25 protein-coding genes are annotated in these 24,295 nt (G+C 60.9%); 19 read left to right on the forward strand and 6 right to left on the reverse strand.

The window, feature by feature from the left end; all coding sequences use genetic code 11:
• Window positions 1–85: 85 nt before the first annotated feature.
• Window positions 86–1,150 (forward strand): RNA 3'-terminal phosphate cyclase, encoded by a 1,065-nt coding sequence (locus AACH32_RS12295; RefSeq protein WP_338599820.1) that lies wholly within the window; start codon window positions 86–88, stop codon window positions 1,148–1,150.
• 344 nt (window positions 1,151–1,494) lie between these two features.
• Here the strand turns inward: AACH32_RS12295 and AACH32_RS12300 are convergent, their stop codons facing one another.
• The 3 genes from AACH32_RS12300 to AACH32_RS12310 form a co-directional block, all read right to left on the reverse strand.
• Complete coding sequence (locus AACH32_RS12300; RefSeq protein ID WP_338599823.1) at window positions 1,495–2,286, reverse strand: CoA-transferase subunit beta; 792 nt, start codon at window positions 2,284–2,286, stop codon at window positions 1,495–1,497.
• 5 nt (window positions 2,287–2,291) lie between these two features.
• Window positions 2,292–3,281, reverse strand: coding sequence for a CoA transferase subunit A (locus tag AACH32_RS12305; RefSeq protein ID WP_338599825.1), 990 nt, complete (start codon window positions 3,279–3,281; stop codon window positions 2,292–2,294).
• Between the two features lie 102 nt (window positions 3,282–3,383).
• Window positions 3,384–4,433, reverse strand: coding sequence for a hypothetical protein (locus AACH32_RS12310; protein WP_338599827.1), 1,050 nt, complete (start codon window positions 4,431–4,433; stop codon window positions 3,384–3,386).
• A 453-nt stretch (window positions 4,434–4,886) separates the two neighbouring features.
• On the opposite strand from AACH32_RS12310, the gene dctP reads away from it, so the two are divergent.
• The 12 genes from dctP to AACH32_RS12370 all read left to right on the forward strand — a co-directional run bounded on the left by dctP (window position 4,887) and on the right by AACH32_RS12370 (window position 17,898).
• A complete protein-coding gene (gene dctP, locus AACH32_RS12315) occupies window positions 4,887–5,981 on the forward strand; it encodes a TRAP transporter substrate-binding protein DctP (protein ID WP_338599830.1) in 1,095 nt (364 codons plus the stop codon).
• Between the two features lie 86 nt (window positions 5,982–6,067).
• Window positions 6,068–6,577, forward strand: a complete 510-nt coding sequence (locus tag AACH32_RS12320) for a TRAP transporter small permease subunit (RefSeq protein ID WP_338599833.1) — start codon at window positions 6,068–6,070, stop codon at window positions 6,575–6,577.
• Window positions 6,567–7,895 carry a TRAP transporter large permease gene (locus AACH32_RS12325; RefSeq protein WP_338599836.1) on the forward strand — a complete coding sequence of 443 codons (1,329 nt, stop codon included), beginning with the start codon at window positions 6,567–6,569 and terminating at the stop codon, window positions 7,893–7,895. Before AACH32_RS12320 ends, AACH32_RS12325 begins: the two co-directional genes overlap by 11 nt.
• A gap of 115 nt (window positions 7,896–8,010) precedes the next feature.
• Window positions 8,011–8,790 carry an enoyl-CoA hydratase-related protein gene (locus AACH32_RS12330; RefSeq protein WP_338599839.1) on the forward strand — a complete coding sequence of 260 codons (780 nt, stop codon included), beginning with the start codon at window positions 8,011–8,013 and terminating at the stop codon, window positions 8,788–8,790.
• 143 nt (window positions 8,791–8,933) lie between these two features.
• Window positions 8,934–10,748 carry a sigma-54 interaction domain-containing protein gene (locus AACH32_RS12335; RefSeq protein WP_338599841.1) on the forward strand — a complete coding sequence of 605 codons (1,815 nt, stop codon included), beginning with the start codon at window positions 8,934–8,936 and terminating at the stop codon, window positions 10,746–10,748.
• Between the two features lie 667 nt (window positions 10,749–11,415).
• Complete coding sequence (locus tag AACH32_RS12340; RefSeq protein WP_338599843.1) at window positions 11,416–11,586, forward strand: hypothetical protein; 171 nt, start codon at window positions 11,416–11,418, stop codon at window positions 11,584–11,586.
• Between the two features lie 58 nt (window positions 11,587–11,644).
• Window positions 11,645–12,753 (forward strand): IS3 family transposase gene (locus tag AACH32_RS12345; protein ID WP_338598789.1). Its coding sequence is split into 2 segments (ribosomal slippage): window positions 11,645–11,897 and window positions 11,897–12,753, totalling 1,110 coding nucleotides; the frame shifts between segments, so codons are not numbered across the junction.
• A gap of 32 nt (window positions 12,754–12,785) precedes the next feature.
• Window positions 12,786–13,664 (forward strand): uroporphyrinogen decarboxylase family protein, encoded by an 879-nt coding sequence (locus tag AACH32_RS12350; protein WP_338599845.1) that lies wholly within the window; start codon window positions 12,786–12,788, stop codon window positions 13,662–13,664.
• A gap of 16 nt (window positions 13,665–13,680) precedes the next feature.
• Complete coding sequence (locus AACH32_RS12355; RefSeq protein ID WP_338599847.1) at window positions 13,681–14,538, forward strand: dihydropteroate synthase; 858 nt, start codon at window positions 13,681–13,683, stop codon at window positions 14,536–14,538.
• A gap of 26 nt (window positions 14,539–14,564) precedes the next feature.
• Window positions 14,565–15,212, forward strand: coding sequence for a cobalamin B12-binding domain-containing protein (locus AACH32_RS12360; RefSeq protein WP_338599849.1), 648 nt, complete (start codon window positions 14,565–14,567; stop codon window positions 15,210–15,212).
• 83 nt (window positions 15,213–15,295) lie between these two features.
• Entirely contained in the window at window positions 15,296–17,137 is a 1,842-nt protein-coding gene (locus AACH32_RS12365) for an ASKHA domain-containing protein (protein ID WP_338599851.1), read from the forward strand.
• A 155-nt stretch (window positions 17,138–17,292) separates the two neighbouring features.
• Window positions 17,293–17,898 carry a hypothetical protein gene (locus AACH32_RS12370; protein ID WP_338599854.1) on the forward strand — a complete coding sequence of 202 codons (606 nt, stop codon included), beginning with the start codon at window positions 17,293–17,295 and terminating at the stop codon, window positions 17,896–17,898.
• 22 nt (window positions 17,899–17,920) lie between these two features.
• Here AACH32_RS12370 and AACH32_RS12375 read toward each other — a convergent pair whose 3' ends face one another.
• A complete protein-coding gene (locus tag AACH32_RS12375; protein ID WP_338599857.1) occupies window positions 17,921–19,147 on the reverse strand; it encodes a hypothetical protein in 1,227 nt (408 codons plus the stop codon).
• A 123-nt stretch (window positions 19,148–19,270) separates the two neighbouring features.
• Here AACH32_RS12375 and AACH32_RS12380 point away from each other — a divergent pair, with 123 nt between their 5' ends.
• Window positions 19,271–19,510, forward strand: a complete 240-nt coding sequence (locus tag AACH32_RS12380; RefSeq protein WP_338599860.1) for a hypothetical protein — start codon at window positions 19,271–19,273, stop codon at window positions 19,508–19,510.
• A 15-nt stretch (window positions 19,511–19,525) separates the two neighbouring features.
• Here AACH32_RS12380 and AACH32_RS12385 read toward each other — a convergent pair whose 3' ends face one another.
• Window positions 19,526–19,852 carry a DUF493 domain-containing protein gene (locus AACH32_RS12385; protein ID WP_338599863.1) on the reverse strand — a complete coding sequence of 109 codons (327 nt, stop codon included), beginning with the start codon at window positions 19,850–19,852 and terminating at the stop codon, window positions 19,526–19,528.
• A gap of 215 nt (window positions 19,853–20,067) precedes the next feature.
• Between AACH32_RS12385 and AACH32_RS12390 the strand changes: the two genes are divergently transcribed.
• The 5 genes from AACH32_RS12390 to AACH32_RS12410 are packed head-to-tail and all read left to right on the forward strand — an operon-like array spanning window position 20,068 to window position 23,141.
• Window positions 20,068–20,289: a 4Fe-4S dicluster domain-containing protein gene (locus AACH32_RS12390; protein WP_338599866.1), complete on the forward strand. Its 222-nt coding sequence runs from the start codon at window positions 20,068–20,070 to the stop codon at window positions 20,287–20,289.
• The gene (locus tag AACH32_RS12395; protein WP_338599868.1) at window positions 20,282–21,388 is read left to right on the forward strand and encodes a 3-methyl-2-oxobutanoate dehydrogenase subunit VorB; all 1,107 of its coding nucleotides are present in this window, start codon (window positions 20,282–20,284) and stop codon (window positions 21,386–21,388) included. The genes AACH32_RS12390 and AACH32_RS12395 overlap by 8 nt, the downstream gene beginning before the upstream one ends.
• Window positions 21,385–22,137, forward strand: a complete 753-nt coding sequence (locus AACH32_RS12400) for a thiamine pyrophosphate-dependent enzyme (RefSeq protein WP_338599870.1) — start codon at window positions 21,385–21,387, stop codon at window positions 22,135–22,137. Before AACH32_RS12395 ends, AACH32_RS12400 begins: the two co-directional genes overlap by 4 nt.
• Window positions 22,138–22,146: 9 nt before the next feature.
• Complete coding sequence (locus AACH32_RS12405) at window positions 22,147–22,710, forward strand: 2-oxoacid:acceptor oxidoreductase family protein (RefSeq protein ID WP_338599872.1); 564 nt, start codon at window positions 22,147–22,149, stop codon at window positions 22,708–22,710.
• Window positions 22,707–23,141: an ACT domain-containing protein gene (locus AACH32_RS12410; protein WP_338599873.1), complete on the forward strand. Its 435-nt coding sequence runs from the start codon at window positions 22,707–22,709 to the stop codon at window positions 23,139–23,141. The genes AACH32_RS12405 and AACH32_RS12410 overlap by 4 nt, the downstream gene beginning before the upstream one ends.
• A gap of 138 nt (window positions 23,142–23,279) precedes the next feature.
• On the opposite strand, the gene AACH32_RS12415 is transcribed toward AACH32_RS12410, so the two are convergent.
• Window positions 23,280–24,287 (reverse strand): hypothetical protein, encoded by a 1,008-nt coding sequence (locus AACH32_RS12415; RefSeq protein ID WP_338599875.1) that lies wholly within the window; start codon window positions 24,285–24,287, stop codon window positions 23,280–23,282.
• Window positions 24,288–24,295: the final 8 nt, after the last annotated feature.

A 24,295-nucleotide genomic window follows, 5' to 3' on the forward strand; every position in this document is an offset into this window, starting at 1 on the left:
TCGGCTGGGAGACGGCCGCCACCTGGGGTATACTGTTGCTCCACCCAAGACGGCCCGCCAGCAACGAGGAGTTCTTTTGCAGGACATGGTGGAGATAAAAGACGGCGGCGCGGCGCGCAATGCCGGTTTACGCATCGGCCTGGCTTTGAGCCTTATCACCGGCCGACCCACGCGATTGGGCGGCCTGGTGGACGACGCCCCCCGTCCCCGGCCGGGCCTGGGCCCCGGCGGGCTTACCCAGGCCGTGGCCGCCTCGGCGGTAAGCCGTGGCCGGTTGCAGGCCGAGGCCGGTTCGCCGGAGTTGACCCTCACCCCCGGCGGCCCGCCCCAACCCGGTGATTACCACCTGGACGTGGCCCACCTGGAGCCCAGCTCCGCCCCCTTCAGCCCCCTGTTGGAGATGCTGCTGCCGCCCCTTTCCCTGGCCGGCGGCACCAGCGGCCTGATCCTGCGCGGGGGCAGCCACGTGATGGGCGGTCCCACCAGCGACGAGATATCCACGGTGCTCCTGCCCAACTGGCGCGCCCTGGGTCTCAACGCCGACTATCGGGAGATATCCCCCGGCTTTTTCCCCGGCGGCGGCGGCGAGGCCGAGGTCACGGTGGTGGAGGCTGGCGGCCCCTTGAACTCCATCCGGGCCGAGGAGCCTTTCCAGGTCCGCGAGGTGGGAGTGGAGGTGCTGTGCTCCAACCTGCCGGTGCACCTAGCCGAGCAGGCCATGCAAGGCGCCCTGGACCGCCTGGCCCTGCACGGGCTCAGCGGCGAGGGCAACCTGCGCCGGGCCAAGGGCGGCAAGGGCCAGGCCCTGCTGGTGTGGGCCGGAGACGGCCGCTTGCGCATCGGCTTTTCCACCCTGGGCAAGCGGGGCAGCCGCCCCGAGGCCCTGGCCCTGGAGGCGGTGGAGGCCCTCACCCACTTCCTCAAAAGCGGGGCCGGTCTGCCCTCGGCCCTGGCCGCGCGCATGCTGTTGTGCCTGGCCTGCGCCAAGGGCATCAGCCATTTCACGGTGAGCGGCCCGCCCAAGCCATTGCAGGCGGCCATGAAGATCATCAACGCCTTTTGGCCCGGCACGGTGCGCCTATCCTCGCCGCGGGACGAAGCCCTTTTGGAAGTAAAGGTCATCGGCCGTGACTGGGGCCGGGTGCTTTAATATCTCCTGAAAATCCTCAGCGACCCTCCCACTTGGGCTCGCGCTTTTCCAAAAAGGCGCTGATGCCCTCTTGGGCGTCGTGCAGGCCCAGGTTGAGGCCCATGACCGGGGTGGCCCCCACCAGCACAAAATCCTAACTATAAATTTGGGAACGTTTTAGGGAACAGGTCGAGGCAAAGACGTGGCCGCGATCCGCCTCGGAGGATCAGCCCATCCCCACCAATAACCCAAGCCCGCTCATCCCGGGGGGGTGATGGGCCTTGGTGACCCAAACATTGCATCACCAAAAAGGTGATGGGCTGGACAGGGAAAGAATGTCCGTCCAGCCTCGGCTACAAAATCGCTTAACCTTTTTTGCGCAGAGAGCCGGTGGTATCCACGGTGCGGAGGTTGGCCAACTCCTGCTCGGTGGGCTCGGGCACCATTTTGATATCGGGCGACACCTTCAGGTCCCAACCGGTGGACGCCTTGACCTCCTCGACGTTGGTAGAGGGGAAGTAGGCGTCCAGAAAAAATTCCTTGGTATCGGGATCGGGCCGCAGAATGCCCAGGGTGGAGATTATGGCCGAGGGCCCGCCGCCCACGAATCCGCAACGTTCCCGGGCGTCCCCGCCGTCCAGATAGCCCGGGCTGGAAATGTAGTCCACCTTTTCTATGAAGCGGCGTTTCTCATGGGAAGCCATGATCAAATAGCTCTTGGCCCCCACCGCAATGTCGTTGGCCCCGCCGCTTCCATTGAGGCGCACCCTGGGCGGCACGTATTTGCCGAGCTTCCAGGGTGGCTCCTCCCATATGCCGGTGGTGTTGACGTTGCCGAACTTGTCCACTTGAGCCGCGCCAATTACCGCGTTGTCGCAGCGGCCGGAAGCCACGAGGAAACCCAGGGCGTCGATGGCATTGGTGAAGCTGGTGGCGTTGGCGCTGATCCGGTTACACTCGATGCCCCATGGAAGGCCGCCCACGGGAGTGGAGCCGTATACCCCGCCCTCGGTGAAGGGTCTCAGGTCGGGAGCGTGGTTGAGGTGGGCGAAGTACCCGGCCAGCATGGACAGGCCCACCCCCAGAATGATCAGCTGCCCGTCTTTTATCTCCCGGCCGGTGACGATGGCCATGAATTCCTGCTTAGTATATTCCATAGCGCCTATCCCTTCGCCCGATCCAACAACTCGGCCACCTGCGCGTCGCTCTTTATCCATTTGCGGTAGGGGTCCATTAAAAACGCGGTTTCCGTGGCCGAAATCTTGGCGATCTTTTCATGGCCGATAAGGTCCAGATACTGCTCCGGGGTTTCATAGGAGCGCACCCACTTGCGGCAATAATCCTCCGTGTCTTCTGCGGTTTTCATGGCCTTGTTCATGTAGAACATGTGCTCCTCGTCGGAGTCGTAGAGCCCGCAGGAGGCCTGGGGCCAGGAGCAAAGGGGCCAGTAGACCACGGCATCAACCACCTCTGCAATTATGCGGACCAGGTTGGGGTATTGGCGCATGCAGTCGGTGTCCACGATCTTATCCGCCACCAACACCACCTTTTCGGCCGCCCGCGACATCTCAAAACGGCTCCATTCGCTGCCCAGCATGATGGCATTGCCGTGGATATCGGCCATGGTGACGTGAATGGCCGCCACCTCGGGCCGCAGCGAGCGGAAAGCGCCCAGGGTTTGGCCGGTAAAGGGGTCGGTGATGGTGGGGATCTTGGCGGTGGCCGGGTATACCTGCGGCTCATCACCGGAGCACCACTGCTGGTCGTTGCAGATGTTTACGGTGGCCGGCACGAAGGGCCAATTCATGGCCCCGCCGAAGAAACGGAAGGCCATGGCTCCATTGGAGTAGTCCTCTATTATGGTTTGGCCGCTGGTCACCGCCCGGTTGAGGCCATTGGCAAAGCCGTAGACCTCCAAGCCGGAGAAACCGACCTCCACCCGCCGCACCGCGCCTACGGCGGCCAGCAGGTTGACCTGGCTGGAGCCGCAGTGGCAGATGACGTTGAGGTCTTTACGCCCCTGCTTGACCATCTCCTTGCCAAAAGCCACAGAGTCCGAGCCCACGGGAAAGGCCGCGCCGTGGCAATAGGTCATGCCGTCCCAAGTGTAGGCGGCCACCGCCTCTTGCATGGTCATTAACTTGTTGTGCAAAGGCAACCTCCTTAAGCCGTGGTGGTGGCGCCGGAACCAAATCCGGCCAGCCGACTCCAATAAATTCCGGTCACGATCAATATTGCAGAACCCATGCCAGGTTCAGCGGGGTTCTCCGCTGCAACAAGGGGACTTGATACCCGGGTCAAAGCTGCTTTTTTTCACGGAGGAGTTGCCCATGCCCAGCATATAGGCCTTGAAGACGCGCGAGGCCGGCTTGCCCGCGGACACCAGCCGCGCCGGAGCCGGTTTGGCCGGGATTTGGATTTTGGAGCCGTTCCAACTCAGCGCGAGTTGCAAGGCCCCTTGGGCCTTGTCTGCCAACGCCCGGACCATGATCAACAGCGGGCCGGCGCCCGTAAGATTTCCCGCTTTCCACTCGCTCTGCATGGGCCGCCACTTGTCCGCCGTGAACAAGGCCAACCCCTGGGCCGGGGCCAATGTCAGGGTGGCGGTGGCCCCGGCTGGCGCCTGCAACAGGAAATAGCGGGCTTCCCCTTTTTCAAGGGGGCCGATATTTACGATTTGCTTCAGGTCGCTTTTGCCGGAGCCTGTCTGTTGGCTCGCTCCGGGACCGGGCAGGATGGCGGCGGCGATCAATGGGGTGTAGTCCACCTTAAGTTTTACATACCCTGATTTGCCGCGGTCCTCGGGCAACAGGCACATGCAGCCCAGCAGGTTCTCGCCCGGCTCCAGGGTTCCCGGGGTCGCGACCATCCCTGAAGAATGATCAAAGCGGCGGTGCCCCCCTTTGTTCAACCCGCTGTTCAGACAAGAGGCGATCTTGGAGGCTTTCAGGAAAAAGGGCCGGCCTTGGGCTTTGCCCTCGCGGGTAAACATCTCCACGTCCAGCCGGTCCATGCGAAAAGTTATGGGGGCGCGTTGGGCGTCTTGCATAGAAGTGTTGACCAGCCCTTGATCCCAGCGGCCGTTGTTCACGCCACACATGCAGCCGGACCCCTGGGTGTCGTGCGGGTCATGGCCCTTTGCCGCCAGAAAGTCGCTGAACGCCTGCAAACGCACATCTCCCCCATCCAGGGCATCCAAGGCCTCCGGCTTGAACATCATTTCATAGTATACGCCTGGGAAACACCCCCCCGCCCAGGCCATGGGCGAGACCATAACCAGGGCCCCCACCATCAACAAAGCCAAGCAGGCTGCCGCCCTGCATCCCAACCCATTGACCCTCCGACGAACAGATCTCAAAGCAGTCCCCTTCCTTTGAGCTAGGGCGGCCCCTTGTCCCGGCGCGGCTCAACGCGCCGCGGACGCACCAAAACAGCAATTTGCAACAATCGCACCAATCGGCCGGGTGAGCGGGCTGAGGGCGCTGGGGCGCCAACATACCCGACCGGTGGCATGCGTTTTGCTTAGTTGTGCGGGCAACAAGTGCCTGGCAATGATCACGTTCCGATTAACTGCTGCCACTGGGCGGATGAGAGACAAGATGAGGGACAACATCAGCATTGCTTAACACCTTCAGTCAAACCTCCCCCATCCATAACCGCAGCCACCGCCCCGGCTGTCCCTGCCCCGCTTTCCGGCGATACGTTGCCGAAAATATAAGGATGGTTAACCGGTTGTTTACCAACGAGGGAGGAAGTAATGAGACTTGGGAAAAAGCTGATGGTGCTGGCTCTGGTTCTTATGCTGGGGGCGGCCTTTGTTCTGCCGTCCATGGCGGCCAACAAGCCTGAGTTCGTCTGGAAGGTTCAGTCTTCCTGGCCCCGGGGCAGCGGTCTGCACTACCTGCAGATGCGGACCCTGGACTTCGTCGAAGAATGGACCAACGGCCGGGTGAAGTTCGAGCGGCACAGCGCCGGTGAGATCGTACCCGGTTATGAGACCTGGAACGCTGTGCAGCGCGGCGTGCTGGATGCCGGCCTGGCCTGCACCTGCTACACCATGCGTAAGGACTGGACCAGCGGCATGTATTGCTCCGCCCCCGGTCTGGGCCCGGTGGAGAAGATGGCCTTCTACCACGGCACCAAAGACGTGGCAGGCACCAAGGATTACCGCACAGCGGTTTGGAAACTGCTTGAAAAAATCGGCATGGAAAAGTTCGGCGTGGAGATCATGCCCAGCGCCATGCAGACCACTGAGACCTTCCTGTACTCCACCAAGCCGATCAACTCTATCAAGGACCTGCAGTCACTTAAGATTCGCTCGGTAGGCGTGCGCGGCGACGTGTTCAAGTTCGCCGGTTGTTCGGTAGTGGGCATGCCCGCCGGCGAGGTTATGCCCGCCTTGGAGCGCGGCGTCATAGATGCGGCCGAGTTTGCCAACTTCTTCGGCGACGTTGACCTGGGCTTCGCCGACGTGGCCAAGTACATCTACTTGAATCCCTACAGCTCCGCCCCTTCCAACCTGATGTTTTTCATCAACAAAGACGTCTGGGCCAAGGTGCCTGACGATCTGAAGGCTCAGATCAGGGAAGCGGCCTTCGAGTCCATGAAGTGGTCCCTGTCCGAGTGCCTGTTCCTGGACTTTTTGAAGATGAAGAAAGCCGAGCAGCTGGGCGCCAAGGTTGCCACCATTCCCATGGAGGTGGGTGAGTACCTGGACAAAAAGGCTCTGGAGTTCTACGCCAAGAAGGCAAAAGAGGATCCGGAGATGGCCGAGTACATGAAGTATTACGACCAGTTCTTCAACAAGGAAGGTTACGGCAAGTACGTGCATTTCGTGAACGACTTGCTCTAGAGCTTCTCCAAGGACTAACACGGCCCCCGCCCTCCATTTATTGGGCGGGGGCCGGTTATAGGCATGAAAGCAAGGAGACTCGCGCGATGACATTTACCAAGATAGTCGACTGGATAAGCGATTGGAGCGGCAAGACTGTCTCCTGGCTGTTTCTGGTCCTGTGCATAACCGTGGCCTGGGACTTGATCGAGCGCAGGATCACCGGAAGAGCCACGGACTGGGCCTTTGATGTCAACTATATGATTTACGGCACCAACTTCATGATCGCCGGGGCCTACACCCTGCTGCACAACGGCCACGTGCGGGTGGACGTGCTGTACAACACCTTTTCCGTCAAGACCAGGGCCTGGTTGGAAGTGCTGTTCTACGTGGTGTTCATGTTGCCCATGTGCGTAATTCTGCTTTCATCCACCTGGTTGGATTTCATGTACTCCTTCGAGGCCCGCGAGGTGTCTATTCAAAGCTCCTGGCACCCGGCCATCTGGCCCTATAAGTTCGTGATGCCCCTGACCTTCGCTCTCATACTGCTCCAGTCCTTAGCCGAATTACTCAAAAACATCTACACCTTGGCTGGGAGGGATCAGTATGTCGCTTAATGAAGTATATGCCATCCTGATGGTCTGCATGCTCTTGGGCGGCGTGATCATCGGTTTCCCGGTGGCCTTCATGTTAGGCGCCCTGGGAGTGTTGTTCGGGACCTTGGCCTATGGTTTCAATGCGGCGAGTTATCAAGCGGCCTTGAGCACTTACGGTGTCATGTCCGGCTGGTCGCTGCTGGCCATTCCCTTGTTTGTTTTCATGGGAGTTGTACTGGAAAAAGCCGAGTTGGCGGACCGGTTATACACTGGCCTGCGCCTGTTGTTGGGGCCCATACGCGGCGGCTTGGCCATATCCACCATGGCCTTGGCCACCATGTTTGCCGCTTGCACCGGCATCGCCGGGGCCTCGGTAATCGCCATCGGCCTTATCGCCCTGCCGTCCATGCTGAGGTTCGGTTATGACAAAAAGCTGGCCTCCGGAGCCATCTGCGCCGGCGGCGGTTTAGGTGTGATCATTCCCCCCAGCATCATGATGATCCTCTACGGACCCCAGGCCGGGGTATCCATTGCCAAACTGTTTATGGCCGCGGTTTTCCCGGGCTTGATCATGGCTGGGCTCTATATCGTTTATATGATCGTTATTTGCGGGGTTAAACCCCAATTGGGTCCCCCTGTCTTCAAGGAAGAGGCGGCCCAATACTCTAAAAAGGATATAGCCAAGTTGCTGCTGGTGGCCGGGGTACCGCCAGTGGGGTTGGTCATTGCGGTTTTGGGAAGCATCTTTTTTGGCTGGGCCGCGCCCACCGAGGCAGCGTCCTTGGGCGCTTTGGGCGCGCTTATCATCACCGGTTTCTACGGCAAGCTTAACCTGAAGATGATGAAGGAAACCGTTTTTAGCGCCCTCAAGATCAGCACCTTCATCATGTGGCTGGTATTAGGGGCAAAATACTTCATGTCCACCTTCAACAAGCTTGGGGGAGGCAACCTTATCGGCGACATGCTGCTTTCAGTGGATTTGGGCCCCACCGGCTTGTTGATCTTGATGTTGGGCCTGATATTCATCTTGGGCATGTTCATGGACTGGATCGGCATTCTGCTGGTGGTTATCCCCATTTTTGTTCCCATCGTAAAGACCATGGGTTGGGATCCGCTGTGGTTCGCCATGCTGTTCTGCATAACCTTGCAAATTTCATATATAACCCCTCCATTCGCCTATTCGATCTTTTACTTGAAGGGAATCGCGCCTCCAGACGTAAAGCTGACCGACATCTACCGGGGATGTATTCCCTTTATCATCATCCAGTTTGTGGCTCTTTTGATCCTCTACTTATGGCCCTCGCTGGCAACCTATCTGCCCGCGATCATGAGGTCCTAATAAAGGGTTTGGTTCTTGTGCGAAATGGCTTAGAAAGAAGCATGAGGCCTTAAAGGGGTATCAGGAGAGTTCCCAGGCTTGCGCGGGGAATCTTTAAAAAGACGGAGGCATAGACATGGCTTACAAATACATCCTGACTGAGGTCAAGGACAATATCGGCATCTTGGCTCTGAACCAGCCGGACAAGATGAACGCCTTGGGCGCGGCGGTGGAAAGGGAGATTACCGACTGCCTCAAAACCTGGGCGGATGGCAAGGAAGTCAAGGTAGTTATCCTCAAGGCCAACGGCAAGGTCTTCTGTTCGGGGCACGACCGGTTGGAGGTGCGCGACGGCACGCCCTCCTCTATCCGCGCTCTTTTCCAGACCTCTTACGACATGATGACCTGCATGCGCTCGGTGCGCATGCCCATCATTGCTCAGGTGCACGGCATTGCCATGGCCGGCGGTTGCCACCTGGTGGCCGGCTGCGACCTGGCGGTGGCCGCCGAACAGGGCGCTAAGTTCGGCATGACCGGTCTGAAGATCGGCTACAACTGCTCTACCCCCACGGTGGCGGTGAGCCGGGCGGTGGGCTCGAAGAAATGCCTGGAAATGCTTTTCACCGGTAACCTTTACACCGCCCAAGAGTCCATGGAAATGGGCCTGATCAACCGGGTGGTGCCCGATGACAAACTGGAAGAAGAGACCTTTGCTTTGGCCAAGGAGATCGCCAAGGGCTCGCGCATTACGTTGGGCATATCCAAGCAGGTTTTCTACGGTCAGATCGAGATGACCGAGGACCAGGCCTATCATTACGCCAAGGAAATGATGGCCATTGCCGCACTGCTGCCCGATGCCCAGGAGGGGTTCACCGCCGGTATCGAGAAACGAGAGCCTAACTTCCCGGAAGAATAGGAAAACCTGGCCTAAACGACATAAAAGTCAATAATGGAGGGCCTCCCCTTGGGGAGGCCCTCCTGAATTAGGTTCAATTTTTTCCTAGTGAACCCATTGCATTATTGCACCAAAACTTCCACAGATGATAGAATCATCCAGCTTTGTCGGAGCATCCCTTCCTGATTTTCGTAATACTTTGGAGCAGACAAAAAACAAATATGTTCTCTCTGCCAGAAACTATACCGTTTTCGCAGGGGGCAGAACATCTTGAGCGCACACCAACAAACGGCACCGCCCTTTTGAACTGGGATAAAACGGGGCATTTAAAAAGCCTCAATACCAAGGCAGTCGAACTGCTGGGCCTGGACCCCAAACAATGCCTGGGCCAGGCCGCGCCAGAGCTGCTGTCTTGCGGCAAGCTATTGTCTTTTCTGCAAGAAGCCCCCGATAAGGGCAAAATCATGCAGGTCAATGGACAGGATTGCTATGTCTGCCTAGAGCAAATGCAAGGCCCGGAGCAGGGATCGACGCTGATTTTGCGGCCAGGTCAGGAGCAGATAGACGAATACCTGCAAAAGGAGTTCACCTACCTGCTGGACAACTCCTACGACGGTATCATCGTGGCTGATAACCTCAGAATCCTTAAGGTAAACTCCAGCTTCGGTCGAATAACCGGAGTGTCGCCCAGCCTTTTGGTGGGGAGATATATCGATAAGCTAGACGCCACCAAACATGTGTGCCTAGCCGCCTTGGTCGAAGTTATCCGCCTGACCCGTCATCACAAGAAAACCATCACCTTGCAGCGTAAGCTGCGCTCGGGAAACGAGATTTTTGTCACCTGCAACCCGGTATTCAACCAAAGACAACAGGTGGACCGTGTAGTCATAAATGTGCGGGATATCAAAGAATTAAAGAAACTAGAAGATCAGATCAAAAAGCTTTCGGTGCTTCGGCGGGAGGGCGAGACCCCGCAGCAACACCACGCGGCCCTGGGCGAAATCGTTGCCGAAAGCCCATCAATGAAGCGGCTTCTGCAGCTGGTGCTCAGGGTGAGCCAGGTTAATTCCACCGTATTGCTGAGCGGCGAGAGCGGAACGGGCAAGGACGTTGTCGCCAGGCTGATTCATAGGATAAGCTGTTGTAACAAAGAGCCTTTCGTCTCGGTAAACTGCGGGGCGGTGCCTGAAAACCTGTTGGAGAGCGAGTTTTTCGGTTATGAGAAGGGGGCCTTTACCTCGGCCAGTCGCACCGGCAAACCCGGGCTTTTTGAACAGGCCAACGGTGGGACCTTCTTTTTGGACGAGGTGGGAGAGCTTCCCCTGAACCTGCAGGTCAAGTTATTGAAAGTAATACAAGATCAAAGCTGCCGCCGCTTGGGAAGCACGCGCAATATCGACCTCAACATCCGCTTTATCGCCGCCTCCAACCGGGATCTACGCAAAATGGTGGCCGAGGGTCAGTTCCGCGAAGACCTTTTTTACCGCCTCTATGTGGTGCCCATAAACATCGATCCTCTTCGCCAAAGGCGCGACGACATCCTGCCCCTGGCCATAATGTTCCTCAAGGAGTTCAATGAAAAATACGGGACCAGCCGCAGCCTGGGCCATGAATTGATATCAATTTTGGAGTCTTACAACTGGCCGGGCAATGTGCGCGAGCTGCAAAACGTTATTGAGCGCCTGGTGGTCACCGCTGACAGCGATATCCTTCGTGCCCATCATCTGCCCAACTCCATATACCAAGAAGCGTTGGAAGATGGCGTTTACTGGTGGGTCGGCGAAAATCTGAACCTTCGCCAAGCGCGCGACGCCTTGGAGCGCCAGATGATACAAAAGGCGGTCGCCAAAACCGGCAATGCCCGCAAGGCGTCTCATTTGCTCGGGATTGACCACAGTACGGTGGTGCGCAAAGCCCAACGTCTGGGCCTCAATCTCAAATCGGTGGCTTCCAAGAGTCAACAGAAGAATCAGCCATAATTACCATGACGCGTTTTTGATCTATAATTTATTTTCTGGTAAATATTATTAATTACAGCAACATAGCTTTTATTTGCCTGCGCGGCTGCCAAAAAGCCAATTACAAGTTTTCACATGGGAATTGCATGTATGCAACATATAGGGCTTCCCTTAGGTCGTAGAAGAATGCTGCATGCTCCAAGCGAAGGCATTAAAAAAAATTTTTGACTGCGAGATTGCACTCATCATCGCAGGATATATTTATTAATTTTTAATAATAACAATATATTATCTATTTTATACCGAGGCATTATAATTGAAAAATATTGGCAGGCATGGGGAACAATGCGGTTTTTGTAAGTGAAAAAAAGCTTTTTCTTCCTGTTTTGGTGCGTTTTTGCAATGGAAAACGTGTCTACTGCAAAAATGCACCAAAAAAGGAAGCCGCTCCTCCCAGTTATCATCTTTTTAAGGCGGAAAGACCCAAATAAATTAGTTTTTTTTGGGGCGGTGCGGCAGTATGGAATCGCTGTTGGGGCCAAATGCTCCCAGAGCGCCCTTCCATGGGGGAGATTAAGCCCATGGCGCGACAACCTTCAGATAAATCCCATTGGCACATATGTTGTATCTGCCTTTGCTATATTCCGGTTACTCATGATCGGCCGGATGTTCTTTCAAGGAGCGTAGCGTGAGCGAATATAAGCACATACCCCTAGGCGTGGGGTTTTACCCTGATTGGTGGAAAGCAAACTACGGCATCGCCTTTGGCCGGGACTATTACTATGATCCCGACTACCGGGTCGAGGTGGGCCTCAAGCAGCAAAAAGCCCTGTACGAGTGTAACCCTCCCTTAAAATAGGGCCAGTTTGAGGTAGAGACTTCTGGCAGACTGAGGTCTGCAAGGAGGACTCTTCACGATGCGCAGGACCAGATTCAGCGAAACTCAGATCGTCAAAATTCTGAAAGAGGTGGAAGGGGGCAGGACCGCCAAGGAGGTCTGCCGGGAATACGGTGTCAGCAGCGCCACCTACTACAAATGGAAGTCCAAGTACGGGGGCATGGAGGCCTCGGACATCGTCCGGCTCAAGGAGCTTGAAGAAGAAAACAGGCGTCTAAAGCAGATGTACGCCGACTTGAGCCTTGAGAATCGGGCTCTGAAGGACGTCATCGAAAGAAAAATATAAGGCCAGCGGGTCGGCGCGATCTGGCTAAGTTCATGTGCAAAGAGCACGGTCTGAGCATTCGCCGGGCCTGCCGCGCCCTGAGGCTGAGCCGGTCGGTTTATGCCTACCGACCCAAGCCCCGCGACGATGGTCCGATCATCGAGGCGCTGACTTCGCTGGCAGACAAATATCCCAGATACGGCTTTGCCAAACTGTTTCAAGTAATTCGGCGGGATGGACATGGCTGGAATCACAAGCGGGTGTACCGAGTGTACTGCGCCCTGAAGCTAAACCTTCGCAGGAAGGGTAAGAAGCGCCTGCCTACTCGTGATCCCCAGCCGCTTGCAGTGCCGGATCTGGCCAATATCTGCTGGTCGGTGGACTTCATGAGCGATGCCCTGTATGGCGGCCAGCGATTCAGGACCTTTAATGTGGTGGATGATTTCAATCGAGAGGCCCTGGCCATAGAGGTGGACGTCAATCTCCCCGCCCAAAGGATAATCCGAGTGCTGGAGCGTATCGCTGCCTGGCGGGGCTACCCGTCCAGGCTGAGGCTGGACAACGGCCCGGAGCTGGTCAGTGTAGCTATGGCCCAATGGGCCGAGGAGCATAGTATCGATTTGGGTTTCACTCAGCCCGGCAAGCCCACCCAGAATTCATACATTGAACGCTTCAACCGGACCTATCGGGAAGAGGTGCTGGACCTTTACATATTTTCCCGTCTAAGCGAGGTGCGGGAAATCACGGATCGCTGGCTCAAGGAGTACAACGAGGAACGCCCTCATGAGTCCCTCGGCAACCTGACACCAGCCGAATACCTCGCTATAAATTCACCTGAAGTTTCTACTGTTGACTGGCACTAATCGGGGGAGGTTTACACGAGCGCTTCGGCGACGTGGGCCTGGGCCAGGCCGACCCCCAGCCCAAGCCCCTGATCACCTTCGGCATGGTGATGCTGCCGGCCATCTTCGGCTGCGAGATCGTCTACGAGGAGGCGGCCCTGCCCTGGGCCATGCCCATGAACCTCTCGGCCGAAGAGTGCGACAAGCTCCAAAAACCCGACCTGACCAAGGCCGAGCCCATGGCCACGGTGCTCAAGCAAATAGAGCACCTCAAGGGCAAGTACGGCAAAGTGGTGGGCGACATCAACGTCACCGGCGTGCAGAACCTGGCCCTCAAGCTCCGGGGCGAGGAGCTGTACATGGACTACTACGAGGAGCCGGAGTTCGCCCACCGGCTGCTCACCTTCTGCTCCGAGTGCATCATAGACCTGTGGAAATTCGTCTACCCCATCACCGGCACCGGCGCGGTGGACGTGACCCCCATGTGCGACCCCACCATCTTCTGCGTGCCCAACTGCACCGTGGAGCAGATCAGCGGCGACACCTACGAGGAGTTTGGCCTGCCCTACGACAACATGCTGGGCGAGGCCTGCCATCCCTTTGGCATCCACCACTGCGGCAGCCTGGACCCGGTGGTGGAGCATTACGCCAAGGTCAAGAACCTGGTGTTCGTGGAGGCCGGCTTTGGCACCGATTTCGCGGCGGCCCGTAAGATTTTGGGGCCCGAGGTGGCCTTCAACGCCCGCATCAGCCCGGTGCTCATGAAAAACGGCAGCGCCGAGGAAGTGGCGGCCACGGTCAAGGACGCCATCGACCAGGGCGCCCCCCTGAGCAACTATTCCATAGACACCGTGGGGCTCACCGACGGGGTGCCCGACGAGAACGTGCGCGCCGCCCGCCGCACGGCCATGGAATTCGGAAAGATATCCTAGGAAAGACGAGGCAAGCATGAAGACCGTAATCAGCAGCCCCAGCCGGGAAGTCATCATCGGCCACGACCAGCCGGTGGTGATGATCGGCGAGCGCATCAACCCCACGGGCCGCAAGAAGCTGGCCGCCGCCTTGGAAGCCGGCGACATGAGCCTGGTGCAGAGCGAGGCCCAAAAGCAGGTGGCCGCCGGAGCCCAGGTGTTGGACGTCAACGTGGGCGTGTCGGGCGCGGACGAAAAGGATCTCATGCTGCAAGCTTTGCAGGCCATCACCGAAGTGGTGGACGTGCCGCTTTGCATCGACTCGGCCAAGCCCGAGGTTTTGGCCGCTGGTCTGGAGGCCTACAAGGGCAAAGCCCTGGTCAACTCGGTGAACGGCGAGGAGGCCAAACTAAAGGAAGTGCTGCCCCTGGTGGCCGCGCACAAGGCGGCGGTGGTGGCCCTGACCATGGACGACCACGGCATCCCCACCGACGTGCCCACCCGCCTGGCCATCGCCGACAAGATCGTAAACGAGGCGGCCAAGCTGGGCATCCCCTTGGAGGACATCGTCATCGACCCCCTGGCCATGAGCGTGGCCGCCGACGACGCCGCCGGGTTGGCCGCTTTGAGCGCCCTGGCGGGCATCAAGGGGAAGCTGGGCGTCAACCAGACCATCGGAGCCAGCAACGTTTCCTATGGTCTGCCCGACCGCAAGGCCATCAACGCCACCTTCCTGGCCATGGCGGTCATGTCCGGGCTTACCTGCCCCATCACCGACCCCACCGTTTGGCCCGTCCGCCGGACCCTGTTGATCAGCGACCTTCTGACCGGCAAGGACGAGTACGCCATGAACTATATCACCGCCTACCGGGAACAATTCCCGGAAGAAGACTAGGGCGAGCAGAGCAAAGAGGAGGAATCGTGGCTGACTTGCAGGCAATCAAGGAAGCGGTAAGCAAGGGCAAGCGCAAGGACATCGCCGGGCTGGTGCAGACCGCCCTGGACGACGGTGCGGACCCCAACACCATCATCAACAACTACATGATCGAGGCCATGAAAGAGGTGGGCGCGCGCTTCGAGGCCAAGAAGATCTTCGTGCCCGAAATGATGATCGCCGCCCGCACCATGCAGACCGGGCTGGACGTGATCAAGCCCTTGCTGGAGGCCCAGGGCTCCCAGAAGGAGACCGTGGGCACCGTGGTCATCGGCACGGTGTTCGGCGACCTGCACGACATCGGCAAGAACCTGGTGGTGCTGATGCTGGAAAGCTCGGGCTTCGAGGTGTTCAACATCGGCGAGAACGTGCCGCCCGAGAAGTTCGTGGAAAAGGCCAAGGAGCATGGCGCCGACATCGTGGGCCTCTCCAGCCTGCTGACCACCGGCGACCCCCACTTGAAGGCCACCATCGAGGCGGTCAAGGCCAGCGATTTGGCCGACAAGGTCAAGGTGGTCTGCGGCGGCGCGGCGGTGACCCGCAAGTTCGCGGTGGACCAGTGCGGCGCCGACGGCCACGCCACCGACGCGGTGGACGCGGTCAAGACCATCAAACAGCTCATGGGCCTCAACTAGACCCTCCCCTCCCTCCCAACCAGGCGCGCGGGGCCTTCCCCCCCTCCATGGCCCCGCGCGCCGCCCCCTTTATGGGAGCGAACATGCCCCGCGCCGACCAAGAGCGAGTAACTTTCCAGCCCATGGGCCGCCGGGCCGACCCCCAGCCGGGCCAAAGTCTTTTGCATTTGGCCCAGAGCGCCGGAGTGGGCATCGAGGCGCCCTGCGGCGGCAAGGGCCTGTGCGGCAAGTGCCGGGTGCGCCCGGAGGGTGCGGCCACGCCCCTCACCCCGGCGGAAAAGGCCCTGCTGGGCTCTGACGCGCAAGAGGGACTGCGCCTGGCCTGCCAGGCCGCCCTGCCCCAGGGAGGCACGGTGTGGGTGCCGCCCGAGAGCCGGGCCCAGCGCCAGGTGATTCTCACCAGCGGACCAAGCGGCGAGTTGGAGCTGGACCCGGCGGTAAGGGCCTTTGAGCTGAGCGTGCCCCCGGCCCAACCGCCGGAGCCCGAGGCGGCGCGGGAACGCCTGCAGGCCGCCCTTTCCCAAGCCGCCGGTAACCACCTGCAAGCCCCGCCGGAGCTCCCGTTGGGCCTTTTGCGGGCTTTGCCCGGCCTGCTCAAGCAAGGTGGCGAGCTCCAGGCTACCCTGCGCCACGACCGGGAGATAGTGGACCTGACCCCGGTCGGCGAGGGCTCGCCCCTGGGCCTGGCCGTAGACCTGGGCACTACCACGGTGGTCGCCTACCTGTGCGACCTGAATAGCGGCCAACTGTTGGCGGTCAGTTCGGAGATGAACCCCCAGGTCCCCTACGGCGACGACGTCATCTCGCGCATGTCCCTGTGCGCCGGCGATCCCCAAGGCCTGGGCAGGCTCAGCGCGGCGGCGGTGGAATGCGTCAACGCCCTGGCCATGGACGCCTGCGCCCAGGCGGGGCGCGACCCCGGCCGCATCCTGGAATGCGTCATGGTGGGCAACTCCGCCATGCATCACATCTTCCTGGCCCTGGAGCCGGCCTCGCTGGCCATGGCCCCTTACGCCCCGGTAGTGCGCGGCCCGGTGGAGGTAAAGGCCCGCCAGGCGGGGCTGGCTCTGAGCCGGGAGGCTTGGCTGCACTGGCTGCCGCTCAAGGCCGGATTCGTGGGGGCGGACATCGTGGCCGTGGCCCTGGCCGTTGGCGCCGACCAAATCGAGGAGCCCACCCTGATCCTGGACCTGGGCACCAACGGCGAGATGGTCCTGGCCGCGGGCGGACGCATGCTGGCCTGCTCCACCGCCGCCGGACCCGCCTTGGAAGGCGGGCACATCGGACAGGGCATGCGCGGCGCGCCGGGCGCGGTGGAGAGGGCGTCTTTGGAGCTAGGCGCGGCAAAAGCGAATCTAAGTGTCATTGGTGGCGAGCCTGCGGTGGGCTTCTGCGGCTCGGGCCTGGTGTCGCTGATCAGCTGCCTGCTGAACGCGGGCATCCTGTTGCCCGGCGGAGGTTTTGACCGCGAGCGAGGCAAGGGCCTGGTGCGTTCCGGCGAGCATGGCCTGGAGTTCGTGGCCGCACCCTCCGGGGCCACCGGCCATGGCCGAGACCTGGTGCTCACCAGCAAGGACGTATCCGAGGTGCAGCTGGCCAAGGCGGCCATCCGGGCCGGCGCCGAGGTGCTCATGGCCGAGATGGGGGTGGAGCGCCTTGAGCGGGTGCTGTTGGCCGGGGCCTTCGGCAACTACCTGGACCCCGGCGAGGCCGCCCGAATCGGCCTGTTCCCGCCGGTGGCTTTGGAGCGCATACAGGGGGTAGGCAACGCCGCCGGAGTGGGAGCGGTGATGGCTCTGCTCAGCGACAGGCAACGTCGCCGGGCCGAGAAGCTGGCCCGGGACATGGGATACGTGGAGCTTTCCGGCCACAATTTGTTCCAGGAGCTTTTCGTGGACAGCATGCCCTTTCCCTCTGATGGCTAATCTCTGTCTCTGAAACAAAACGGCCCACCGGCCGGCCTGAACAGGCATGGGACGCGTTAATGACTTTGTTGGAAATCCCGAAGCCGGATATTGATCCCGAACGATTGGCCTTGGCCATCAACCGGGGCCGTCTTAGTGAAACATTGCGGGAAAGCGTGCAAGAGAGTTTGCCCCGAGCCCGGGAGCTTGTTGCGCCCCAGGCGGTTTATGAGCTGTGGGAGGTGGTTGAGACGGGGCCTAACCTGTTACGGGTGAAAACCAGCGACGGCAGATCGGCCACGCTAACGGTGGGCCCCCACGCCGATCTGCTGTCCCCCGCCCGAATGGCGCTTGCCGCAGCCGCCACCATTGGCCAGGCGTTGGACGACGCCGTAAAGCGCCTGAACCAGGAAAATGACCTTTATGGCGCCTATGTGTTGGGTTGCCTGGGCGTGGCCTTTTTGGCGGAGGCGGGAAGGGCGGTGGACCACCTGGCCGAGCAAGAGGCATTACGGAGGGGATGGGGAGTCGGTCCCCGCCTGGCACCGGGCTCCCTGCCCGGCTGGGATTTGCGCGACCAGAAAGTCTTGGCGCAACTGCTCTTGCGCGACCCCGGCCCAATCTCCCTGAACCAGGACGGAGTGCTTATTCCCTTCAAGTCCGTTACCAGCCTTATCGGGATGGGCTTCGGTTACACCTCCGGCCGGGTGGAACGCATCTGCCACATGTGCTCCAAACGCGACGATTGCTGGAGCAATGAAAAGTTCGCTAAAGATGACTAGCCTAAAAGCTCACGACGCCTTCTTACCATAAGGCCCAGACCACGGTGGAGCCTTGGGGCCATTCTTCGGGCCACTGCTCCAGCTTGGGCGCATCGTCCGGCTTTTGTCCGGCCATGAGAGCCAGGATCTGGCTCCGGCTCAGACCGGGAAAGGCCAGCAGGCTCAGCCCCCGGGGCTTGCCTCCGGCGCGCACCCCGGCCTGCTCCACCAAATCGCCGTAACTTTCGGCGAGTTCCTTGGCCTCCTGGGCCAACTCCGGGGCCAGGCCGGGCCACCACTTCTCCCCGTCCACCCTGCGGGCCAGGTGATCCACCTTTTGGCGCAGCAGGTCGAAATCCGCATTGCCCGCCAGCTTGGCGGCGAGGCCCAAAAAGGCCTGATCGTCCAGCTCGGACAGGTCGGGCAGCACCAGGCGGGCCGCCTCCTGGGCCAGGGGGTTGTCCGGCCGGGGGGACATGGGGGCCAAGCCCAAGGGCGACACCGCCCCCGCCGGGGTGCGGAACTCCTTGAGCGGCGGCTGCACCAACTCGTGGGCCCGCTCCAGAAGCAGGCGGGCCGCCGCCCCGCTGGTGGTGGCCAGCCAGCCGGTCTCCTCCCCCAGCCCCTGGGCCAGGGTGGCCCAGGCCTTGAGGCGGCTCTCCAGCAGGTGCTCCTGAGGCAGGGTGTAGTCCACCGGGGCCAGATGGTCCAGCAGCGGGGCGTCATAGTCCACCGGCTGGTAGTCGTCCTGGTCCTGACCCATGGAGTGGCGCAAACGGCTCTCTCCCTGGCGGGCCTGGGACAGGGCCTGCTCCAGCTCGGCCGCTTCCTGGTCCTGGATGTGGGCCAAATGCAACAAAAGGTCGGCCTCTACTCCGGGCAGGCCGGGGTCCTGTTTGCCGTCCGGCCCCTGATAGCCCTTGATGTCGCGCATCACCGAGCGGAAGGTCTCGGGCGGGGCGGGCGGCTCCACGCCCGCCTTAACGGCGTCCACCGAGCTGGAGCCCTGGTGTTGGGCCAGCCACTGCTGCCACTGGCCCAGAAGCTGGGCCGCTTGGCGGGCCGAGGGGTTGTCCGAGCCCGCCGCGCCGGGCTGGCCCGCGGGTTTGAGCATGCGGGCCAGGCTCTCCAGCCCCGGCGGGGTGGCCCGTCCCTCCGCGCCCAGGCTGGGCGGCTCCAATACCTGAAGAGGTGCAAACAAGGGGCACAGGGCGGTCAGGGCGCTGCGCCGCAGGGCGGTGGCCGGGAAAATGAGAGCGCTTAAAGACATGGTAGATATCCCTTTGGCCGGCGGCCCGAACCACGGGGCTCGGCCCGGCAAGGCCGGTGTGGTAATTTAGTCGCTAGTCATTGTCCACTTTAGCGGCCTGCGGGGGCAAGGGGAAGCGAGAACATGGATCAACGCATCTTTGAACAGGGTCTCAGCGTGGAGGCCACCAGCCTGTATCTGCTGCTCAGCGCCCTGGCCGATCAGGGGGTGCCCCTGATTGTGGAGCGGGTGGAGCCCATCTGGAACGCCGATCCCCGGACCTTGGGCCCGTCATTCGCGGAATTGGCCCAAAGAGGCATCGCCCAGCAGGACGCGGCCGGGGCCTGGCATTTGAACCCCGCCAGCCAGTGGAAGCCAGCCTAATTCCTGGCCCACCCCCTAGGCCAGCATCACCAGCCCCTCCAAACCCTTCAGGGCCTCGTACACGTCCAGCACCTGGGCCGAGCTCTCCACCTGGGTGTCGATGGTCACCGCCAGGTACTTGTCCCCGGAGGAGGGCCGCGAACGCACCTCGTCCTTGCCCATTATGGGCCCCAGCACCGACTCGGCCGCCTGGCGCACCTCCTGGGCGAATTCGCCGGAGTTGTAGCCGATCGCCTTGAACATGTACACGCAGGGGAAGTCGTGGTGCTCTTCCAGCTTGCTGAGGGCCTCTCGGCGCTCGGCCGGGGTGGGGCGCTGGATCTCGGAGGTGCATTCGGTCATGGCTGGCCTCGCTGCTCATGAAGTTTGGCATTAAATTCGGAATGTTCGCCTTTGTATTCTATGGGGCGCGCGGGGGGGTGTCAAACCGCGCACAAGCGCTCATTTGCTTGACTTGCCGATTTCTTCCTGCTATTAGACTGCATTCCTAGATTTACACATCCGCGATCCCCCATCACCGAATATCATAATCCGGCAACCATTCACCGGGAGGCCTCATGGCAAAAGGCAAAATCATTATTGACCGGGAAAAGTGCAAGGGCTGCAAGTTATGCGTCTCGGTCTGCCCCAAAGAGTGCATAGCCATCAGTTCCGGTCTCAACGACAAGGGCTATTACCCCGCCGAGTTCAGCCAGGGAGAGGACGGCGACTGCTGCACCGCGTGCACCCTTTGCGCCCTCACCTGCCCTGACATTGCCATTGAGGTGTACCGTGCCTAAGCAATTGATGCGAGGATCCCACGTATTGGGCGAGGCCGCCGTGCGGGCCGGTTGCCGCTATTACTTCGGCTATCCCATCACCCCCCAGAACGAAGTGCCCGAGTACATGTCCGGCCGCCTGATCCAGGTGGGGGGCACCTTCGTGCAGGCCGAGAGCGAGCTGGCCTCCATCAACATGGTCATCGGCGCGGCCATGGCCGGGGCTCGGGTTATGACCACCTCCTCCAGCCCGGGCATCAGCCTGATGCAGGAGGGGCTCAGCTATCTGGCGGGCCTGGAGCTGCCGGCGGTGATCGCCAACGTGGTGCGCGGCGGACCGGGCCTGGGCAACATCGCCCCGGCCCAGAGCGACTATTTTCAGGCTACCCGGGGCGGCGGCCACGGCGACTACCGCACCATCGTGCTGGCTCCGGCCTCTTGCCAGGAGCTGTGCGACCTGACCATCAAGGCCTTTGACCTGGCCGACAAATACCGCAACCCGGTGATGATCATGGGCGACGGCATGATGGGCCAGATGATGGAGCCGGTGGAGTTCCCCGAGCCCATCGACCCGGCCGACCTGCCGGTCAAGGACTGGACCCTCACCGGGGCCAAGGGGCGGCCCAGCCGGGTGATCCTTTCGCTCCTGCTGGCCCCCAAGGTGCTGGAGGACCACAACTTCAAGCTGGTGCGCAAATACGACGCGGTGGTGCGCAACGAGACCGACTGGGAAGAGTACATGCTCGAAGACGCCCGCCAGGTGGTGGTGGCCTACGGCACCGCGGCGCGCATCGCCAAGGGGGCCATCAAGCGGGTGCGCGAGATGGGCCTCAAGGTGGGGCTGCTCAGGCCCAAGACGCTCTGGCCCTTTCCGGAGAAGCCCCTTAAGGAGCTCAGCCGGGTGGTGCGCCAGTTGTTGGTGTTCGAGATGAGCGCCGGGCAGATGGTGGAGGACGTGAAGATGGCCGTGGAGGGCCAGGCCCAGGTGCACCTCTACGGACGCCCCGGCGGGGTGATCCCCACCCCGGACGAGGTGGCCCACCAGATAAGCCACTACTACTATCAAGCCGGGCTGATGGACAGAGATCAGCAGGGCGAGCGGCTGGGAGGCGCGGCATGAAAAAGATATTCGAAGCGCCCAAGAGCCTCAAGGAAAACCTGTTCCACTATTGCCCCGGCTGCGGACACAGCATCATCCACCGCCTGGTGGCCGAGGTGATCGACGAGCTGGGCATCCAGGAGCGCACCATCGGGGTTCCCCCGGCGGGCTGCGCGGTGCTGGCCTACAACTACTTCGACGTGGACACCGGCGAAGCGCCCCACGGCAGGGCCCTGGCCGTGGCCACCGGCCTCAAGCGGGTGCTCAAAGACCACGTGGTCTTCACCTACCAGGGCGACGGCGACATCGCGGCCATCGGCACCGCCGAGAGCATCCACGCCGCCAACCGGGGCGAGAAGGTAACGGCCATCTTCGTCAACAACGGCACCTACGGCATGACCGGCGGCCAGATGGCCCCCACCACCCTGCCCGGCATGGGCTCCACCACCACCCCCGGCGGCCGGGACGTGGTGCGCGACGGCCAGCCCCTGGACCTCACCCAGATGCTGGGCCAGGCCAAGGGCAGCGTGTTTTTGGAGCGGGTGAGCGTGGCCACCCCCAAGCACATCCGCCGGGCCAAGAAGGCCATCAAAAAGGCCTTCCAGGTGCAGTTGGACGGCCTGGGCTTCGCCCTGGTGGAGGTGCTCTCCCCCTGCCCCACCAACTGGAAGATGGACCCGGTGGCCGCCTATGAGTGGACCGACAAGGAGATGACCAAGATCTTCCCCCTGGGGGTGATCAAGGACATCACCGGATACGACAAGGATTAGGAGGCCGCCATGACCAATAAAATGATCTTTGCGGGGTTCGGCGGCCAAGGCGTGTTGCTCATGGGCTACCTCACCGCGCTCACCGCCATGCGTCAGGGCAAGAACGTGACCTATTTGCCCGCCTACGGCGCCGAGGTGCGCGGCGGCACCGCCAACTGCACCGTGGTGGTCAGCGACGAGGAGATCGCCTCGCCGGTGGCCAGCAACCCGGATTATGTTATCGTGATGAACAACCCCAGCCTGGTGCGTTTCGCCAACATGATCGCGCCCGGGGGCATCCTGCTCATCAACTCCTCGCTGGTGCACGGCGAGATCAAGCGCGACGACGTCACCGTGGTGCCGGTCGCCCTGAACGAGTTGGCCCACGAGCTGGGCGAGGATCGCTCGGCCAACGTGATCATGGTGGGGGCCCTGGCCCAAGCCACCGGCGTGTTGACCATCGATGCCCTGAAAGAGGCCCTGGCCGAGACCGGCCTGGGCAAGAAACCCAAGGTGCTGGAACTAAACCGGCGCGCCCTGGAAGTGGGAGCCGATGCCGCCCGCCAGGCGCTGGCCAAGGAGAAGAGCGCATGACCGTCAAGCAGCTCACCATAACCATGCCCAACCAACCGGGCCAGCTGGCCTCGGTCAGCGAGATGCTCGGAGACGCCGGAGTCAACGTCTTGGGGCTGTTCGTGTCCACCTCAACCTCCAGTGGTGACGGCATAATGCGTTTTGTGGTGGACAATCCGGAAAAAGGGGTTAATGTTCTAACAGGACAAGGGCTTGATGTGAAGCAAGAGGATGTGGTGGCAGCTGAAACGCCGCACCACGCCGGGGGTCTCCTGGCAGTGCTCAATCCTCTCAAGCGGGCTCAAGTTAACGTGGATTACATCTACCCTTGCATCCAAACCGGCGAAGCGACGATCTTGATCCTCGGCGTCGGTGATCAGACCAAAGAGGCAATTGAATGTCTTAAAAAAGACTGGATTCGTCTCTACGGTTCTGAACTCTACAACATGTAACCCCAGCATGATGAGACATCAGACTTCCCTCCTACCGTAGAGAACGAAGACAAAAGGGCGCGCCCATCAGGGCGCGCCCTTTTACTTTAGTCCCCAGGCCGAGCTTCCCTTCGTAGCGCTCCGGCTAGCCCCACCCGCTCAGGAAAACTTTTGCCAGATGTGCTTCCAGGCCATGGCCACGTTCAACACCGCGTCGTGCAGCGCCACCCGATCGACCTCGGCCAAGAGCGCCGCGCCCGCTTCGTCTTGTTCGAACAGCGACTCAAAGGGCGCCGGCTCCTGGGAGGCCGGCTTGTAGGGCCACTTGGCTGGCGGGGCGATTACGCTGGCCACCCCGAAGGAGGCGCGGCAGACCAGGACCATCTCTTCCCAGATGTCCCTGGCGCCCAGCTCCGGAATCGTGTCTGCGAATTGCAAGGCGAATTTCTGATCGATGCTTTCCGCCTGGTCGAGGACTTCCTGGGCGTCGGCCTCGTTTTCCATCAGCTTCTTTTCGGTAAAGTAGGTCCCGACTTTCTTGCTCCAGTGCTTCTCCAGTTGCATGTGCAGGCCGTTGTTGTAATCGGAAAGGTCCCGCTCGTCACAGTGGCAGGGCATCAGGGCGTCGGCTGCGAAATGGCTCAGCATGAAGAAAAACAGGGCGATTTGGCCGGAGGAACAGCGTAGCGCCGGTTTGACCTTTTCGATGAAGGCGACCCGGCCGGGCAGAATCTCCTGCACCGGCTGATCGCCCAAGATGAGCATGTCCAGGTTGTTGATGGTCAGGGCCATGGCCCGGTTGGGCAGGTGTTGCCCTGGCGGGGGATCGGCCTTGTAGGGCTGTTTCCACCAATCGCTGTCCAGGATGTCCTCGTGTTCGGCCAGAAAGGCCAGCACCTGGCGCTCAGGCCCGAGCTTTTGGGCCAGCTTTTTTTGTGAGACCACGAAGCGCGACTTCAAAAATCCGTCGTAGGGCCCCATCTTGAAAATGTGGTTCTGGGTTTTGGAGCCGCCCAGCTTGGCGTCGCGCTTGTCGGGTATCCAAGCACCGATGGCCGCCTCCTTGACGTGCGGCCGCAGCAATTCGACAATCCGGGGAACCTGGTTCTCCGCCTCTAGTAAGCGGATGGCCCGGATGGCGATCCAGGCGTGGGTTCTCTGATCCATTACACCCC

Source organism: Desulfoferula mesophila, from assembly GCF_037076455.1.
Taxonomy (GTDB): Bacteria; Desulfobacterota; Desulfarculia; order Desulfarculales; family Desulfarculaceae; genus Desulfoferula; species Desulfoferula mesophila.